Annotated in this window: 2 protein-coding genes and 1 pseudogene; 2 read left to right on the top strand and 1 reads right to left on the bottom strand. The window is 68.1% G+C overall.

Features of this window, described 5'->3' with window-relative positions; translation table 11 throughout:
• Positions 1–442 (bottom strand): hypothetical protein (locus tag ACGFIO_RS43030; protein WP_392836770.1); only part of this gene is annotated, 442 nt, incomplete at its 3' end.
• Here ACGFIO_RS43030 and ACGFIO_RS43025 point away from each other — a divergent pair.
• Both ACGFIO_RS43025 and ACGFIO_RS43020 read left to right on the top strand, forming a co-directional pair.
• Positions 422–5,368, top strand: coding sequence for a hypothetical protein (locus tag ACGFIO_RS43025; RefSeq protein WP_392836767.1), 4,947 nt, complete (start codon positions 422–424; stop codon positions 5,366–5,368). The genes ACGFIO_RS43030 and ACGFIO_RS43025 overlap by 21 nt on opposite strands.
• Positions 5,369–5,856: 488 nt before the next feature.
• Positions 5,857–18,919, top strand: a pseudogene (locus ACGFIO_RS43020) (hypothetical protein); the annotation flags it as partial.

Below are 18,919 nucleotides of genomic sequence, written 5' to 3'. Positions count from 1 at the left end.
GGATCGTTTGTTGGCTGAGCGGGATCGTCTGTTGTCGACTGAGCTGCGTGGGGCTGAGGATGATTTGCAGCTGGTGAAGGTGCTGGCTGACATCGATCGGATGGTGAAGTTCAAGCAGATCGGTGTGTTGCCGTCGGACAAGGATGTGAAGCCGGAGCGGCGTGACGTTTCCGATGTGGCTGATCATCTGCGTCGGCCGGTGCCTGATGTGCCGGATGCGTCGTACGGTGAGCGTCAGGTGTTGGTGGGTCTGGGTGATGGTGAGCGGTTGTCGTGGCCGCATCAGCGGGCGCAGCTCGTGTTGGATCGGCGGGCTGAGGCGGATCGTTTGTTGGCTGAGCGGGATCGTCTGTTGTCGACTGAGCTGCGTGGGGCTGAGGATGATTTGCAGCTGGTGAAGGTGCTGGCTGACATCGATCGGATGGTGAAGTTCAAGCAGCAAGGTGTTCTGCCGTCGGACAAGGAGGCGAAGCCCGAACGGCGCGACGTCGCCGACGTGGCTGCTCAGCTGCGCCGACCGGTCCCGAACGTTCCGGACCCGTCGTACGGCGAACGACGAGTGTTGCAGGGCGAGGGCGACGGTGAGCCGTTCGCCTGGCCGCATCAGCGGGCCCAGCTGGTGGTGGATCGGCGGGCTGAGGCGGATCGTTTGTTGGCTGAGCGGGATCGTCTGTTGTCGACTGAGCTGCGTGGGGCTGAGGATGATCTGCAGCTGGTGAAGGTGCTGGCTGACATCGACCGGATGGTGAAGTTCAAGCAGCAGGGCGTCATGCCCTCGTCGGACGACAAAGCGAAGACGCCGGACCAGGCACAACGGGATCGGCAGGCCGAGATCGACCGCCTGGAGACCGAGCTGGCCGCGGCCGAGGCGGCACTGGCCGAGCGGATCCAGACCGCCCGTACCATCGCCGCCGCCGCAGGCGAGGGCTTCCAAGCGATGCCCGCGGCCGACGGCTACGTGCTCTACCGAGGTTCCGCGCCGGTCGCGCCGCTGGAGCGGTTCGATCAGGTCCGCGATCAGAAGGGCCGTATCGGCCTGATCATCGACCCGTCGGCGGCCACTCTGTCTGACGCCGGGCAGGCGGCCGTACGCGACGCCGCCAGGGCGTTGCGGGCCGAGGCCAACGCCATCCCGATGATCCGCTGGCCGCTCTCCGAGGCCCGCATCGACCTGGCCGAGCTCGAGCGGGCGGTGACCGAGATGGTTCGTGACGCCGGGCCGGACGCGCGGGTGTCGATCCTGAAGAAAGCCGTGAACGGCACTCCGGTTCCTGGCGGGCAGACGGTGCCCGTCGACCCCGCGTCCCGGCCGGCGGTGCCGATGCTGGCCCATGCACTCGAGATCTTCGGCTCGCCGGTATCGATGACCCCGTACAACACGTCCCGGGACGAAAACGGCCGGCGGCGGATTCCGGCCGGGGATCAGGAGTGGTTCGAGAGCACTCACGAGATCGACCAGCAGCGAATCCTGTTGGTGCACCCGGACGCGGACGGCCAACCGGTCCTGCCGCTGCGGACACCGTCCGGGAACGGTGACCTGATCCTGGTCGGCCGGCCCGACCTGGCGGTGCCGGACGCGATCCGGGACTGGGTCAGGATGGTACGCGGCGGACTGCCGGAGCAGTCGCGTCCAGCCGTGGCCTGGCATGGCCCCGGTTCACTGCCCCGAACGCCCGTGCCGGTGACCGGACAGGAGCACCTCCACGTCCTGCACGAGCGGCCGAAGCGGGACGCTGTCGAGCGGGCCGAGCGCCAGGCCCAGGCACTGCGGCGTCCGGGGATGACCACCCTGGTGGTCATGGGTGCTGTCGACCCGGCCAATAAAACCGTGCAGACCATCGCCGGGCCGATCCCGGTGGCGGAGATCAACACGGCCGTCGCCGCCCTCGACGGTGCGGTCTCGGTAGTCTTCCTCGACCCGCGAGCCTTCCACCCGAACATCGCCGCCGCGCTGGCCGAGGGCAACGCGGCCGAGGTCATCGTGCCCGGCGCCGTCGTCCAGTTCGACGGCACAACGCCTGCGCCCGCCGGAAAAGCGAACTGGCGCCAGTACAGCACCGTGACCGGGCGCAGGCCGGTCGGCCGCCGGCTCGACCAGCCGCCGGATTCGCAGCCGACTCCGACCCCGGCTCAGTTCAGCGCTCTCAAACAGCGTGGCGAGGGTGTGCTGTCCAACTCGGTCGACGGTGACGGGATCGCACGATCGCTTCTGTTCGTCGCCCGCGACCGGGTCGTCCAGAAGCTGCGCGAGGCCGGATATCAGACAATCAACAGGCAGGCGGTACGGCAGTTCGTCGCCGGCCGGTTCGCGACCGACTTCGACCGCCGGCCGGACCATTACCTGGCCTTCGGCATCGGCCCCAGGCTCCGCGACAAGATCGTTCGCGACCTGGCCGAGCGCGGCAACACCGACGGTGTCGCCGGCCAGATCTTCTTCCAGGTGGCCGCGATGGCGTTCGAACTGAACCTGGGGGTGATGAACGCCGACGGCCGAATCGCCGAACACGGCGACCCGGGTCATCCGTCGGCGACGCTGCTGCTGGCCGGGAGCTCGGCCGGCCCGGCATACCTGCCGGTGCTGCCGCTGACCGACCCGGCGATCGACGGGCGCCTCCGCGATGTGGTGCTGCCGCCGAGCGAAGAGCCGATCCCGACCGAACAGTGGCCGCAACTCACCATCGACCCCACGGTTGCGCCGCCCACGACCGACGAGCGACCGGAGACCACTCCGGCGCCGGAGGCTTCCACGGCCGCCACCTACTTCACCGCCCTGCCGGACGGTGTCTCGGTCGCCGAACAGCAGGTCAACGGGCGCCGGGTGCTGATCCTGCACACCGGGGCGGCGCCGACCGTCTCCCCCGACCGGTGGCCGGCCGGCTTCGCGACCGGCGGCGTCTCGGTCTACTTCGACCTCGGCCTGTCCGTGCTCACCGCGGCCGAGGCGATGCGCAACTTCCGCCCGGCCTGGGCGCGCAAGCTGACCGCGCAGTTCCTGGGCAAGCCGCAGGCGATCACCGACGAGCAGGCGTCCGAGATCGCCACCCAGATCCTCGAGGGTCTGTCCTTCACCGACGAGGTCGCCCGCATCCTCGGTATCGAGCCGAGTCCGGTGGCGATGCACTTCCCGTCGAGCTGGATCGTCGGCGGGCGGCCGAGCCGGCACCGGATTCCGGTGGACGCGAACGGCCGGCACACCTTCGACAGCAACGCCGACGGGTTCCGCTACCACCCGGTCACCCACCGGGAGCCGCCGCGGACCCGGCAGATCCCGGGCGGCTGGACGCTTGACGCGCGCGAGAGCAACGTGTTCACGGTGACCTCCGAGCCGGCGGCGACGTACCCGGCCGAGGGAGCCCGGCCGAGTCCCGCGGAGGGCAAATCGGGCCTGATCATCGTCGGTCGGCCCGGCGAGGTCGTGCCGCAGGAGGTCCTCGACCACATCGAGCGGATCAACACTTCGGCACTGAACGCCGAGGTGGTGATGCTCGGCCGGCCGATGAGCGGGCGCGAGAAAGACCAGTTGTCGACCGTGCGCTCCGCACTGCCGGGCGGCTGGCAAGCACTTCCGGTGTTCAACGGCTGGGTGGTCGGCCGGCCCGGTCAGGCGGCGCCCGATCTCGGCCCGGCCGCCGACGTGGCACCGATGCGCGGATCCAAGATCATCTGGGTCGATCCCACCGGCACCACCGTGAACGAGGCCATGTTCGCGGCGATCGAGCTGTACGGCGCGCTGCCGCCCGCGATGCGGCGGAAGGTGATGCTGCAACCGGTTCCCGGCACCAAGATGTCGTGGGCCCTCGCCGCTCACATGGCCAAGCTGATCGGGCAGAAGCAGGACGACACCTCCAGGGGCGCCGCGCTGATCATGCGGGCCGTCGAATTCGGCAACCCGCCGCCCGCGGGTGACGAGCGATTCGTACCCAGGGCCTGGACCGACGATGGCGCCATCAGCACCCTGCGCCAGTTCGCGGACCACTACCTGATCTACCCGCCGGACGTCGACTCGGCCGAGCCCCTGCCCGAGGGCCTGACCAACCCGGGCGACGGGTGGTTCGATGTGGACGGGCTGGACCTCGGGGTCTGGTCGGTCGACACCACGAACCCGCGCGAAGTGACCATCGCCCACGGGATCACCCAAGCAGTACCCAATTGGGCACCGGCTCCACCGCCGGCCGCCGAGGACGTCCGGGTCAAGATCGTTGGACCGGCCAACCAGGCGACCCAGGCCGCCCTGTTCCGGCTCATCGAGAAATGGCGGGCCGGTCGTCCCATCGACATCGCGGTCAACGGCGATCAGCGGTGGGGCCGGCGCATCCTCGAGAACGCCGCCATCGCCGAGAACATCCGGAACAACCCCGAGATCATGAAGGCGATCCCGGGCGGCCTCCAGGTGATCCCGGTGCCGGCCGGGCAGGTGTTCGCACCGGCCGGTCCGCCTCCGGGCGACCTCGCGGCGGCCCGGGAGATGCCGACGTCGGAGTACGGGACGCTGCTCTGGTTCAGCGGCGACGTGCCGGTCGGCGAGATTATCGCGGCACTGCCCGACAGCGTGCGGGACTGGGCGGTCATCCATCGGGGCGAGGACGAGGCCCTGCCCGCCAGCGCCAGCGAACCGGACTTCCCGGAACCGGACTTCCCGGCCCCGCCCAGCGCCGTGGCGCTGCGCTCGCCCGACCCCGACGACCCGGAGCGCGGCAAGACCCTGATCCACGAGGGCAAGCTGGCGACGCCTCTGGCGGCCTGGGAATCGATGCCCATGCGGGAGCGCCGGTGGCCGTGGAAGCCCCTGAGCCCGGAATCCGGCGCCGCGGTGGAAAAGATCGCACACGCCCGTGGGGTCGACCGGATCCGCTCGGACGTGCGCTGGCGGGCCGTACACCTCGCCCGGGCCCGTGCCCTCGCCGAGAAGCGCGCCGGACGCACGGCGCCGGCCCCGCGTCCGGCCTCCACGCCCTTCAGCGCACTGCGGCTGGCCAACCTGGGCGAGCGGGATCACGCGTTCCACCGGGCCGCGAAGACCACCATCTCGGACCTCGACCGGCAGCGGCGGCAGCTGGACCAGTTCCTGAAGAAGGCCGGCGTCCGGACCGGCCCGCCGCCGGTCGCGCCGGCCGGCGCCAAGGACGCGAGCGCCGCCCAGCACGCCAACGCGGCGGTGATGGAGGCGATCCGGTTGCGCCTCAGTGGCGACGCCGACGGTGCGGCCGCGGTGATCGAGGCCAACCGTCGCGAGCTCGTGAAGCGGAACAACGTCAACTGGGTGCGCTGGCTGGCCGATCTCGGACGGGCGCGGCCGGACTGGTCCGCGCACGTCGAAGCACTCTCCAATGATGTGCTGCGCTGCCTGGAACCGGTGGGTAAACGGTGAACCGCGGGTGCCGCTCATCCGTCAGGTCGGCAGGGGATTTTCCGTAGCCTCGGCCGAGTGAGGGAGTCGCTGTGAGCACCCGCGAATTCGTGATCTGCCACGACGGACGGGTCATCCCGGTGCCGAGCGGCGTCTATGTGCACGACCGGCCGGTGACCGAGCCGATCGACCTCGCGATGCTGGCCACAGCGTTGGTGACGCAGCCCATGCCGACAGTGGTGATGGTGCATCCGGCGCCCGGGGCGGAACGCTCGACGGTCGTGGTGCGGTACCTGGCCGGGCTGTCCCCAAACGCGCGAGCCGATCTGGCCGTCAAACCGGTCTTCGACCCGGCGCAGACGCGCGATCTGCGCCTGGTTGAGGATCTCGGCGACCTGTACGACCTCCCGCTGATCCTGCCGGTGGAGGAGTACCTGAGGCAGTCGCCACGGGCGGTTCCGAAGAACGCCGAGGGCCGGGAAGTCGGCTGGGACGAAGCGACCGACGTCGTGCTGCTGACCCGGGCACAGGCGGCCGACCGGGCGGCTCTGCTGGACGCCCAGAGCACCGTGCTGTCTGGGGAGCCGCCGTCGATGGCGAGGCTGGCCGACTGGTCGTCGCGATCGTCTCAGACCCGGGACGACCTGCACGTCGTACCGGTGGCCTCCGGCGGAACCACGCCCGGCACGGCCGAATACGCTTACGGCGTCTTTCTGGCCCGGTTCGGTCAGCCGGACGACGCCTCCCGCGCGGTCCCGCCGACCACCATGGAACAGTTGCGCGAGATCATCGGCGGTACGTTCGAACCGTCCGACCCGGAGCAACTGGCCCGGGCCAGGGCCCTCGCTCCGGGCGCGTCGGTGCTGGTGTCGTTCAAGCAGTCGCCGACCGGGCCGGAGGTCGTCGCCTCGTTGCACGTGGCCGAGGACAGTTCGGGCGACGTACAGGTCGAGCCCAAGCTCGAGGACCTGTTCGGGGTGGACGGAGACGAGGCTCAAGACCGTCTGGCCGCGGTGTTGAGCGACCCGTCGACCCAGGCGCTGGCGGTCGACCGCGATCGTCGCCCGACCACCCTGGCCCAGCTGGCCGGGCGGGCCACTCCGCCGCGGCGGGTCGCGCCCGAGGTCATGAACAGCGGTCAGACCTTCCGCGAGGCGTTCGGGTTGCCGCCGGTGCCCCTGACCAACAACCTGATCGTGGCCATGAACCACGACGGCGGCGTACCGGAGATCATCGCGGACGACCCGGCCCGGCTGATTCCTCGGTCGTGGCCGGAGGTGCGGGCCATGCTCACGTACTTCGAACGTAACTGGGCCGACCTCGCGCAGGAGACCAACGATCGGCTGGACGCCGACCGGCAGGCCGACCCGACGGTGCTGGGAACAGCCAAGGCGTCGGTCGCCGCAGTCAAGCCGGTCACATCGCCCAGTAACGTACCCATGGTCGACACGCCGGACCAGCGCGACCGGATCCAGAACTTCGTGCGTGCCTACAGCTTCGCGACCTTGCGGGTCAAGGACGCGCTGGGCGCCAACTCGCCGCTGCCATCGGTACGTTCGGCGTTCGGCCTGCCCGCGGCACCGGCACCGGCGTCCGCCGACGCGGGTCGGCCGGCGGCCCCGGGAAGGTCCGAGACCGACGTCCTGGACGAAACTCTCCGGCGTGAGGTCACCGAGCGGGTCTCCCCGGGCAGCCTGCTGGGCCGGATCAAGGACGCGCTGGAGCCGCTGGACGGTGCGATGTCGCGCTTTTCCGACCAGCTGCCGGACTCGCCGCGGAAGCAGCAGATTCAGGATGGATGGAACGAGTTCCGTACCGACGCGGCCGGCCTGCCCGAGGACGCGACCTCGCGGCAGGTCAAGGACCTCCTGCAACGCTATTCCGACCTACGCAGCGGATCGGCGGCCCTGGCCACGCGGGAAAAGATCGCCGCGCCGCTGCCTCGCCGAATCTTCCTGGTCGCCGACCTCGCCGCCGTGCTGCCGGACATTCAGGCGCAGGTTCAGCACAAGGTCGCGGACGCCCGCTTCCTGACCGACGTCTTCAAGAGCCTGATGAACGACCGGGTCGTCAAGCATCGGCTGGAGAAGTTCCCGGTGGTCAAGGACTACTACCGGATCCGGCACGAGATGCACGAGATCGAGGATCTCGCCAACGAGCTCCAGCAGCTCTATGTGCAGCCGGGGATGGGGCTGGTCGCGGGCCGGAAGTTCCTGGCCGAGGTGCCCGCCCGGCTGGCCCGGTTCACCACCGAATCCACGAAACTCGTCGGCCGGGCGCAGGAGCGGATCGAATGGATCGCGACCAAGCTCGTGGTGGACGCGACCGACAGCAAGCTCAGGCAGCAGCTCGCCGTCGCGATGAACATCGCGAACTCGGCCGGCAGCGCCCTGTCGGTCGGCCTGCTGCCGACCGGTTTCAGCTGGGCGCCGGCCACGGTCACCTTCGCCACCGACCTGGCCCGCCTGGCCGTCCTGAGCGGTGTCAAGCATTCACAGACGAAGAAGTTCCAGGCCGACACATCAATCGACGCGGTCTACCAGATTCACAGTGATAATCCGCTGACCCGTGCCCGCGCCCAGGCGCAGCAGGCCAAGGACTACTTCAAGCTCCTGCTCGAGGCGATTGAGATCGGGGCCAACGTCTGGCCGGCCTGGCCGACCCTGCAGGCTCTGATCAACACGGCGTTCAACGAATTTGTCGATGCCCGGGTGCGTGCGGCGGCGGACGAGATCGCCGGTCGCCCGAAGCCCACGGCCCTTAAAACAGTGGACGGACTTTGGAAGTCCTTCCTGACGGAGAGTAAGGAGAAGTTCACCGACGCGGGGGCGTGGAAGACGGTCACCGAGGGGATCAAGGGCCAGGCCACCGAATTCGGTATCACCGGTTCGTTCGCGTCGGTGCTGGCCAAACCACTGGCCGAGAAGATTCTCGACTATCTGCCCCTGAAGCCGGCCGCGACGATGACCGGCGAGCACCTGCGGCACCTGGTCGACAACGTCGGCAGCCTGTCCGGCGCGGACACAGTGCGACCACAGCCGACCTTCGCGCCACCGGTCCCGTCCGAGTCGATCCCCGACGACGTGCTCCGTCAAGACCGGTACGGCCGGCGCGTGTACGACTATCGCTCGGCCGGTTCGAACGAGAAACGTGCGCACGTGGCGCTTAACTTCTACGGCAGCCTGGTCTGGGGCAAGCTCGAACGGAACGGCAATTTCACTCCCGAGCGGCCAGATGTGTCGTCCTATGTGGATGAGGACACGGTCCAGGGGCGAATCATCAGCAAGAACTCCTACACGGAGAACGGGAACGAGGTCCGGGGCACCTGGTACAAGCCGTTCGCGAAGACGAACGACTATCTGTTCGTCCGCGATCGTGACGGCAGCTGGGAATGGTTCCATGAGATGTCCGTACCGGCCCAGGGCAAGACCGGCCGGAACAACATTCACAACGTCTTGTCGGCCGATGAACATAGAGAATGGATCGCTCGCGAGCCCTTCGACTGGAACCCGCCGGCGAACTCACGGCTGATCGTCGATTTCGACGGCAACCGCCCGATCCTCGACAACCAGGCGCATCAGCTGGCCTGGTACATGGCCCATCGAGTTCTCGAAGGGCTCGGCGGGCGGCCCGGCGATCGGCCGCGGTTGCACATCGAAGCCGGAGCGCTCGGTTCGCGGAAGCGCGCCCAGGCCAGCGAGTTGAAGCAGTCGCTCGGCCGTTCCGATGTGAGCAATCCGAAGGCTGACGCGATTTCCCGAGAGCGCGCCGGCAACCTGCGCGCTGAGTTCTTCCGCCTGCTCGACCGGCAGCTCAAGGCCCAGGCCGACGAGCGCAACATCGCCGTCGCCGACCTTCCCCATGTCAACGAGCTCCTGGCCGCACCGATCGCCCGAGGGGCCGGCCTCTGGCGCTCCGATGCGCCGGAGGCGCTGCAGGCCGAGGCGCGCAAACTCAACACCCACTCGAACCGCAGGACCGTGTCGCTGACCGACTCGGCCGACCTCGCCTTCGTCTGGATCCCGCAGCTCCTGTCCGACGACAATGCTCGTCCGGAGTGGTTCGACCAGGCCGTAAAGCACCTGGAACCGTCCGGCGCGGTGCCGACCGGCGGAAAGCCCGTTGCCGGAACGACGACGCCCACACCGGCGGCACGCCGCCTCGACCCGGCCGGCCCGGCTCAGCGAGGCGGTCGGCCCGCCTCGAGAGCTACCAGTCCCGCGCCGGCCACCGCCGGCCCGGCCCGCCCGGTGCAGGACACGGCCAAGTCCGTCGCCGACGACACCGCCTCCGAAGCTTGGCAGTACCTGCTGGTCAGCAAGGTGCCGCTGGACCGCGAGCTGGTAAAGCTGATCAAGGGTGCGGTCGAGCCGCTGGATTCAGCGGTGAAGCGTGCCGTGGAAGCTTTGCCCGCTTCCCCTGACCGGACCGCGATGGGCGCCGCCTGGACGGGTTTCAAGAACGATGTCCAGTTCCTGGAACCGGACTCGGCGTCGATCGGCAGTGTGCTGAACAGCTACGCGCACACGTACGCGCTGTGGACCGAGGTGGCCAGGAACCGAGACGTCGCCAATCCGCTGCCGCGGACACTGACCCTCGTGGCCGGATACGCAGGCGAGCTGGTGACGGCCACGGCGCAGGTCGAGCGCAAGATCGGTGACGGTCGGTTCCTGAAGGGTGTCATGCGTGAAGTCCCGCGCAATTCGCTCTTCCGCGACCATCCCATGGATCGATTCCAGGCGCTCGCCGCCTACGGACAGGCGCGGCACGAGCTCCACAAGGTGGAGGACTACGCGGCCAGCCTGCGCTTGCTGTACGGGTCGAGCCGCGAGGGAGTTCCTGACGCCAAGAAGGTGATCGAGGACTTCGTCGACGTGATGGAGGACTTCACCAAGACCACCACGAAGCTGTCCGGTGAAACTCAGCAGACCATCGAGTGGCTTGCCGCCTCAGCCAACGCCGGGGCGACGGAGACCGATCTCAAGAAGAAGGTCGGACTGTGGATGAACGTCCTCAACTCCGGCCTCAGCGGCATGAGTGTGGCGCTCGCTCCCACCGGATGGGGGTGGGCGCCGGCCACGACCACGCTGCTCACCGACCTCGCCCGCACGGCCGTGATGCGCGCGGTCGAGGTGGCGGACGCCAAGCGGCAGCAGGGCGACAAGTCGGCCGCCGCGATCTTCCTCGTCCACGACGAAGATCCGCTCACGGTGGCCCGCGCGCACTATCAGACGGCCAAGACGATGTTCCGGCTGACGCTGGAGGCGATCGAGGTCGGGGCCCACGTGTGGCCGGCCTGGCCGCTGGTGCCCGGGGTACTGGGCCCGATGTTCGACAAGTGGATCGACGAACGCCTGGCGGAAGCCGAGCGGCAGCTCAAGGGTCTGCCCAAGCCCGCGGCCGAAGAGATCATGAAGCGAGGGTGGAAGGGCTTCATCGAGGAGACCAAGGCCAAGTTCTCCGACGCCGGGTTCTGGAAGACGGCCACCGAGCAGGCGGCCAAGGGCGGCGCCACGCCGTTCGGATGGGCTGGTTCGCTCGTTTCGCAGCTGGCCAAGCCGCTGCTCGGGGCCGTGCTGGAAGCGCTGCCGATCAAGCCGGCCTTCACCGTCACCGGTAAGGAGATGATGGCGCTGGTCGACAAGCTCGGTAGCTTGTCGACCGCCGACAACGTACGCCCCGAACCGACGAAGGCGAAACCGCGGGCGCCCCAGCCCATTCCCGATCAGCTCGTCGGCGGACAGGACCGTTACGGGCGCCAGATTCAGGCGTACCGCCCCGCGAAGACCGGCGAGCAGGGCGACCTGGTGGCGCTGAACTTCCACGGCAGCCTGATCTGGGGCAAGTTCGACAAGAACGGGACCTTCCAGCCCGAGCAGGTCGACCCGTCCTCGAAGGTCGACGCCGCCACCCTCCAGAAGCGGACCCTGACCCGGAACTCGTACATCGAGTCCGGAGCGGTCGAGGTGCGCGGTACCTGGCACCAGCCGTTCAAGGGCATGCAGAACGAGTTCGACTACCTGTTCGTACGGGACAGCGACGGCGGCTGGGAATGGTTCCCGGCCATGGGAGTCACCGGTGGCGGTACGAACAAGTACAGCCATGTCCATGTGATTCTCTCGGACGACAAGCACGACAAGTGGGTCTCGACCGAGCCCTTCCAGTGGCATCCGCCGGCCGCGGGCCATTCCATCATCGACTTCGGCACCGGCGACGAGCCCCAGCTGAGTCCGCAGTCGCACGAGCTCTTGGCCGACATCGCCCGCAAGGTGATCGAGCGCAAGGAGATCGAGAAGGCCGGCGGTCCGGTGCCGGCCATGCCCCAGGTGCACCTCGAAGCGGGCGCGATCGGCTCCAGCCTGATCGGGTACCTCAGCGAGCTGAAGCAGAGGTTCGGCCGGACCGAGCTGGACAATCCCGAAGCGCTGGAAGACTCGCAGCGGCGCGCGGCCAACCTGCGCGACCAGGTCACCCATCTGCTGGATCGGCAGCTGGAGGCGTTCGCCGACGAACGGGGCCTCACCTCCGACGAATTCGACCAGCTCCCGAAGGCCACGGACCTGGTGGCCGAATCGCATGCCCGCGGCGCCGGCCTCTTCCATTCGAAGGCGACCGACAATCTGAAGGCCGTGGCGGTGGCGCGTACCACGCACTCGCACCGGGAGACCGAGTCGCTGGCCGACTCCAGCAACCTGGGCTTCATCTGGACCAAGAAATACGCTCCGGTAACCGGAAACCGTTCGATCGCCAGCGTTCTGGCCGACGTTTACACCGCTGACGACGAGTCGATCCGCCAGTTGACCGAGGGATTGCGGGCCCTGCTGTCGCAGTCGGAGCCGGAGATCGAGGCCCGGTTCGGCGACGATGCTCCGGCCCGGTGGAAGCAGTTCGTGGCATCCGTCGGCTCGCTCGATCCGACCAAGCGTGCGTCGGTTTTCGCGGCGGTGAACGCGTACGACTTCGCGCGTACTGCGGTGAACCGGTCGTCGAATTTGACGCTGCCCGACGTCGGACAGGTGGTGAGCGCCGGTCTCGGCTTCGAGGGAACCGCCGGACAGGACGTCCTGCAGGTCAACATGCTCCGGTTGCCGGACTCGAGCCGAACCGTCCAGGACCGGATCGGCCAGGCGGGCCCGGACCGCCTAAGTGCGCTGGCCGATCTGCTGCGGACGGACGTGCGCGCTTGGCGCGAGTCCCTCGGCTCCTCGGTGGCGCCGGACGCGGACGGTCCGCTGGCCACCGCATGGCGGGGCCTGAACCGGATGATCGACGGACTGGACGACTCGGCCGTGCGGCTCAACGCCGTCATGGTGGGTTACACGCACGTTCGTAACCTGAGCGCACCGGCTCCCGGAGAGGATCCGAATCCCGCCCTGCCGCCGCCGGGCAGTCTGCTCGACGCCGCCGGTCTTCCGGAGCGGCGGTCGTCGTCCCGGCGGCGGGACACCCCGGAGAGCGATGCCGGCCCGGCACCGAAGCGAAATCGTCGTCGCCAACCGGCGGCCGAGCCGACAAACATTCCGTACGCGGAAGTTCTGACCGACCCCAAGAAGATGACGAGCCTGCAACTCGTCCGCCGATGGAACTTCGACAACCACCACATCGATTCCCTCGACGACACCGTCACGCCCAAACTCGTGAAGACGTTCGAGGACGCACACAGTCTGGAACGAGGCAGCTTCACGCTTGGCCGGGACGACGACGGCCGAACGGTCGTCCGGCCCGATGAATCCCTCATTGCGCGGAGCGCCGCCGCCCGCGCGGCCGCCCTCCAGGGAAGAACATCGGCCGCCCCAAGATTGAGGGCATCGGGCCTGCCCCCAGAAGCTACTCATACGCCCTATCGAGAGGTACTCGAAGATCCCTGGCTCGTCGAGTCGAAGGCGGCGCTCATCCGCCAGTGGGGACTCGACAACAGACACTTCACCGACAAGCGCCACATTCTCACCAAGACGCTGATCGGGGACTTCGAGAAGGCACACTTCCTGCCGCCCGGCACAATCATCTACGCGGGTAAGGGCCCGGTCAGTCTGAACCCGGCGCTGGTCGACACCAACCGGGAACAGCGCGCGGCCGCCCTCGAATCGGCCGAAACCCTGCCGGTGCCGAAGGCCTATGCGGTGCCCATGGGCCGCACACCGGCCGCGGCCCGGACGAACACGCCGTACCAGCAGGTTCTCGAGGAGCCATCGATCACCACGCTGGCGCTGATCCGTCGGTGGGGTCTGGACAACAATCACCTCCAGGCCAAGACCTCGACGGTCAGTGACGCGCTCATCCGGAGCTACGAGACCGCACACCGGCTGCCACCGGAGAGTGTCACCCCGGACAACACCAGACCGGAAAAGGTCGCGGTCGATCCGGCCTCGATCACCGCCTCGGAGCCGCAACGGCAGCATGCTCTCCAGTTCGAGGCCACCCGGGAGCTGCCGTTGCGGGCGATTCCGGCTGCTCCCGGAAGGCCGGGAACGAATACGCCCTACCGGCAGGTCCTCGCCGACCCGTCGATCACCACGTTGGCCCTGATCCGGCATTGGGCGCACGCCAACAACCAGCTGCAGGCCACAACCACCCATCTCAGCCCCCGGCTCATCAGGCGTTACGAAGCCGCGCACCACCTGCCGCTGCGAAGCGTCAACTACGACAAGGACAGCGAGAGCAAGGTCTCCCTCGACCTGGCCGCGATCGCCGCCGCCGAGCCACAACGGCAACAAGCGGGGCAGGCCGCCGACCTCCTCGATGTGCCGATGCGGCCCGCGCCCTTCGGACCGAAGACGCACGTGCCGTATCGGCAAGTTCTCGAGAACCCCTCAATCACGACCCTGGCCCTGGTACGCCGCTGGGGCCTGGACAACAACCACCTGCGACCGCAGACCAGCAATGTCAGTCCGGCCCTGATCAGAGCCTACGAGGCGGCGCATCATCTGCCACCGGGCAGCGTTACCTACGACCGGACCAGCCCGACCAAGGTCTCGCTCGACCAGGCGTCGATCGATGCCACGGAGCAGCAACGCCTGCAGACCGTACGGTCGGGCGAAACGATGCCGACGCCGGCACACCGGCTGCCCCGACCGGCGGACGCAACCGACCTGCCCTATCGCGAGATCCTGGCCGACCCGACACGCACCACGCCGGCGCTCATTCAGCAATGGGGCGTCGACAACAACTTTCTCGAGGATGCGGGGCCTGTGTTGCCTCGCGACCTGGTCGATTATTTCGAGGACGCGCACCGGCTGCCCCGCAACAGCATCCTCCTCAATCACCCCGAAGCCGGGCAGATCCTGTTCGACCACGCGCTGATCGGCACCACTCTCGTCGAGCGGTCGGAGGCCGAGCAATTCGGGCTTTCACTCGAAGGCCGCCTGCCGGCGGCCGGCGCCGGCCAGCTTCAATACCCCGCCTTCGGGCAACTGCCGGACTTCGGGATGGACTTCGGCCTCGACCTGAACTTGGGCTTCGACCCCAACCTCGGCCTGGGATTCGATCCGAACCTCGACTTCGACCTGGGCTTCGACCCCAACCTCGGCCTGGGATTCGATCCGAACCTCGACTTCGACCTGGGCTTCGACCCCAGCTTCGCCCTCGGTATCGAGCCCGTCGCGGGTGGCGACCTCGGCATCGCCCTGTCGGGGTTCCGGGTGAGCGAGGCCGATCCTGGCGTCGGGCCGAGCAGCGGGGCCACGTCCGGCCCGAACCCGGAGCTGCCCGATGGGCAACCGGCCGAGCCGGATCCGCTGGCGGGACCATTCGCTGCTCACAGCTGGCAGGCACGCTTGTCGAACGCTGGACAGCAGGAACTGGACCAGCTGCGCCATCTCCTGGTGCGGAGCCTCGCCGGCTGGGATGACCGGCTGGCCCGGTCGGAGCAGAGTCCTGAACTCTGGCAGCACTGGCAGGACGTCATCTCAGCCACCCGTGCGATGGAAGGCGCGTCGTCGGCCGAGGCCGGAACGGCGGCAAGAGTCCTGGCTGCCTATGAACGTGTGCTCCAGCACGCCCAGGTGGACGGCGCCGGCCCTCCCGTGGTGCATTCGCTGCTGACCGAAGCGAACATCGGTCCGGATGTGCCGTTCCAGGAAATCCTCTGGAACCCGGGGCTGGCGAACCCGATCGTCGTCACGCGCTGGGCCGAGAATCTCGGCCTGCTCGACGTTCAGCCGCCTGAGTTGATCTCGCGGTTCGAGGCGGCACATCACCTGCCCAGCGGCAGCTTCACCGCCGTGCCCACTCCCAATGGACCGGCCGTCGTCCTCGACCCGGATCTGATCGCCGGCACCGCTCCGGCACGGTATGGCCATGCCGGAACGAAGATGTCGCTGAGCGATGTCTACGACCCCCGGAGAATGGGAACGCAGCTGCCTTACCGAGAGGTTCTCGAGGACCCGGAACGGATCACGCCCGACCTGATTCGCAGCTGGGCCATCGACACCGGGCGCGCGATGGCCGACATGCCCGAGCGTCAGGTGGTCAGCGGTCCGATCGTCGGATTCTTCGAGCTTGCGCACCTCCTTCCCGCCGGCAGCATCGTCATCGGCAGCGACGGCGCCGATGTGACCGTGCGGTTCAACGATCGGTTGATCGAGAGCAGCGCCGATGCACGCCGGACCTATCCCGGCGACACCCTCGCCTATGACGAGTCGCCGAGCCGTGGCCTCGGACAGCAGCGGGGTGCGGGGGAAACCGCCGCACCCGAGCCGACCGGGCCGGCCGTGCAAGCCGTGCGTCACGTCGCCCAGTCGATCAGGTCTGCGGCCGGCGGTCCGTCCCCGTCCGCGTCGCGACTCCGCCAACTCTTCGGCGCCACCGCTCCGGAGCATGCCGGCGACATGTCCTACAGCGATTCGGTGCTGCGTTCGTACCTGATCTTCCCGGCGTATCAGGGCCGAGCGGGAAACCTGCCCGGGCTGACCGAGGTCCATCCCCCCACGCTGAACCTCGGCGACGTCGAACGCGTCCTCAACGGCAAGCTGGAACCGTTGACGGACGTGGAGGCGCTCCGCGACTGGCTCATGGACAGCCCCGGCGCCATGGCTCTTCTCCAGCCTCCGCCGGTGAACGGTGAGCCCAGCCACCCCTTCTGGTTGTGGTCCAAGAGCGACGAGTGGCGGACCCTGGGCTGGATCGACGCCCGTGACCCAGACCTGATCGACCTGGAGGCGTTCGCGGAGGAGGACGACCCGCGGGCCGTCGCGATCGATCAACCCGGCGTCAAGGCCCTGCGCCTGGACCCCGGCGGAAAGCCGTTGCCTCCGTTGCCGGCCGTGCCCGCGATCCTGAACGCGGTGCACGCCGCCGATGACGACGCTATCGGCCGGTTGGTCACCGGTCTGCAAGGGTTGACCGCGGATTTGGGTCCGATCATCGGCGCCCGATTCGGTGGTCAGGGCCCGGCGCAGTGGCGCTGGTTCACCTCGTCGATGTCGAGGATCGACCCGGCTGTCCGTGGATCGGTGATGGCGGCGGTCAACGCCTACGACATGGCGTACACCGCCCTGCGGGAACTATTGCCCGATATGGCGTTGCCTCACATCGGTCAGATGGTGGCTGATGCTCTTGATGTCGATGCGCTGCCCGGTACGGATCCTGTGCAGGTCAATATCTTGCAGTTGCCGGACCATCGGTTCGTCATTGATTCGTCTCAGTTGTATAACCACGATCGGTTGCGTCGACTGGTCAGCCAGGAAGGAAGTGTCCTTGCAGCGCTGGCCAATGATGAACAAACCTATGTTCTCGATTCTTGGGACCGGCTGCCGGAAGAGCTTTTCGGGATCGCTGTCTATCTTGAAGAGGAGGCCATGCGGCGTCGCCAGGGGGCGGCAGGGCCTTCGAGGAGTGGGCCGTCGGGCCGAAGCCAAGGCCTTACCGAACTTGATTTCGGCGATTCCGACGATGAGCGAGGGCGAGGCGCTGGATCCTCCACACGTCCGGCGAACAGGCGTCCGGAGAGTGTTCAGAGGGCTCCGCGGCCCAGGCTGACCGAGGAGGAACGTGAGGCGGACCGCAGGGCCAAGACGAAGAGCGGCTGGGATCGGTACCAGGACCGGCGCGACTTGGAGAACACTCATCAGGAGGTACCGGCTGACCTTCAGCGGCGTATTCGGAGGCCACATCCAGCCTCTGATTTGACCGAAAAAGGGCTCTTGCGGCGTCAGAAACAAGGACAATATCGAGCTGACAGCAAACTGAGGATTGATCTCGAGAGTCGGGATGTTCCGCAGGAGGAGTGGCCGGAGCGAGCCCGCAGGAAGCGGGAAATGCCGGCGGAGGACGTTGAACGGACCCCGGCGCAACTGGAAGCGCTCGAGCGTGAAAGACAGCGCAAATGGCGGGAGCGAGAGCGGAACCGGCTCGAAGACGTTCGCGCGGACGTTCCGGAGAACCTGCAGCGGCAGAAGCCGTGGGGACTGCGGTCGAGCGGTCCGGCCCGAGCGGCCGATCCGGAGCCCCGACGTGAGGTCGATGTTGCTGACCTGGTGGAACGTTCGTCCACCATGACCTCGCAGCAGCGGTCGAGAGCACGGGCCAGTATTATCGGCGCCGGTTTGACCATACCGCCTGAGCTAGAAAAACGGGCGCGAACCCGGCCGGAGAGAAGCGGCGTACGGCCTGAGATTGATGTGGCCGATCTGGTGCGACGTGCCCCGACCATGACATCGCAGCAACGGTCGGTGGCGCGTGCCCTACTCGAGGAAGCCGTGTTGGATGTGCCGCCGGTGCTGCAACGGCGCGGTCAGGCGCGGCCGGACTCGGATCTGGATTCGGACGAGCTCAGCAAACGCGAGAATGCCCGGCAGCGGGACGAACGCCGCCGGGTGCGGCGGAGGCTGGAAGCCGCCCACGAGGAGGTACCGCCTGATCTTCAGCGGCGGCAGGCCGGCCCCAGCCAGCCGATGACCGAGGCAGAACGCAAGGCGCGAAAGCGCGAACAGGACGCTCAGGCGGGTAAGGATTTCCGGGAGCGGGAGAGGCGCCGGAAGGCTGGTGAGCCCATCCCGCCCGAGCTGGAGCCGAAGAAGCGTGGCCGGCCGCGGAAGGCCTTGCCGGTCACTGAAGGCGGGGCCAGCGTTCCGGGCGGTGCATCGGGGTCGGTGCCCACGGTGGCGGGTCCCTCGGTCTCCCGGCCGCCGGTGCAGGCTCGGTTCTCGCCGACGTCCCACGATGACCTGTATGACGATCCGCCGCCTCGTCGTCGAGGCCCGGCGCCGTCGCTGCCGAGTGTCACCAACGATTTTCAGGCGTTGTCGGTCAGCGAACCGACCGCGATGCCGCCTTTCGGCGCGCAGAGTGGTTTTGGTCCTCCTCCGGGTTCTATGCCGGCTTTCATGGGTGCGCCGCCGCAGTTGTATCCCCATCGGCCTCCGCAGCATGCTCCGTATACCGCGCCGGTTATCTATCCTCAGCAGGCTCTGGATCCATACGCGTATGTGCCGCCGCCTGGCTTTGCTCAGCAGGCCTACGGTCAGCCGCCGAACCAGTTCGGTCAGCCGCCGAACCAGTTCGGTCAGCCGCCGAACCAGTTCGGTCAGCCCGGTATGCAGCCGGGTCCGGGGGCGAATGTGTTCACCCGGCCGC

The sequence above is a fragment of the Actinoplanes sp. NPDC049265 genome (assembly GCF_043197135.1).
Taxonomy (GTDB): Bacteria; Actinomycetota; Actinomycetes; order Mycobacteriales; family Micromonosporaceae; genus Actinoplanes.
Note: the sequence above shows the minus strand (reverse complement) of the source record. Positions and strands in the feature narration are given on the sequence as shown.